The sequence below is a fragment of the Nocardia sp. TBRC8007 genome (assembly GCF_056629435.1).
The window spans coordinates 1-1,020 of sequence record NZ_JBWSOR010000101.1; the positions used below are offsets into that span (position 1 = coordinate 1).

Below are 1,020 nucleotides of genomic sequence, written 5' to 3' on the forward strand. Positions count from 1 at the left end.
GACCTACAACATGCCGCTGGGGATGCGGCTGACGGGCGCGGTGGAGGTGGCGGCGTTACGGGTGGCGCTCACCGATGTGGTGGGGCGGCACGAAAGCCTGCGGACGGTGTTCGCCGAGGTGGACGGTGTGCCGGTGCAGCGGGTCCTCGGGGCCGGGCAATTCGAGGTGCCGGTGTCGGTGGCCGAGGTGGCGGACGTGGACGTGGAGGCGGTGGTGGCCGCGGCGGCGCGATATGAGTTCGATCTGTCGTCGGAGATCCCGGTGCGGGCCAGCGTGTTGCGTTGCGCTCGAAACGAGTACGTATTGCTGCTGCTGGTGCATCACGTCGCCGGGGACGGGTGGTCGTTGGCGCCGTTGTTGCGGGATCTGGCCAGCGCCTACACCGCACGCACCCACGACCGCAGCCCGGACTGGGCGCCGTTGCCGGTGCAGTACGCGGACTACACACTGTGGCAGCGGCAACTGTTGGGTGAGGCGACCGATCCCGACAGTGTGTTGTCGCGGCAGCTGGCGTATTGGCGGGGCGAGCTGGCCGGGCTGCCCGCGCAGCTGTCGTTACCGACCGACCGGCCGCGGCCGCGGGTGGCCAGCTACCGCGGTGACACCGTGGCGGTGGTGATCGACGCCGAGACCCGGGCGCTGGTGCAGCGGCTGGCGCGGCGGGAGGGCGCGACGGTGTCGATGGTGCTGCAGGCGGGGTTGGTGGTGTTGCTGTATCACCTGGGGGCGGGGACCGACATTCCGCTCGGGACGCCGATCGCCGGGCGTACCGACGAGGCGTTGACCGAGCTGGTCGGGTTCTTCGTCAATACGTGGGTGTTGCGGGCACACCTCACCCCGGCGGGTTCGTTCACCGACCTGCTCGGGCAGGTACGGGAGAAGGCGCTGGCAGCCTACGCCAACCAGGACGCGCCGTTCGAGTTGCTGGTCGAGCTGCTCAACCCGGTCCGCTCCACGGCCCACCACCCACTGTTCCAAGTATCACTGGCATTCCAGAACAACACCCTGCCCGTGATCGA

Annotated in this window: 1 protein-coding gene; it reads left to right on the plus strand. The window is 69.3% G+C overall.

The features are described from left to right. Window positions 1-1,020 (plus strand): condensation domain-containing protein (locus ACX4ZE_RS22780; RefSeq protein ID WP_480275509.1); only part of this gene is annotated, 1,020 nt, incomplete at both ends.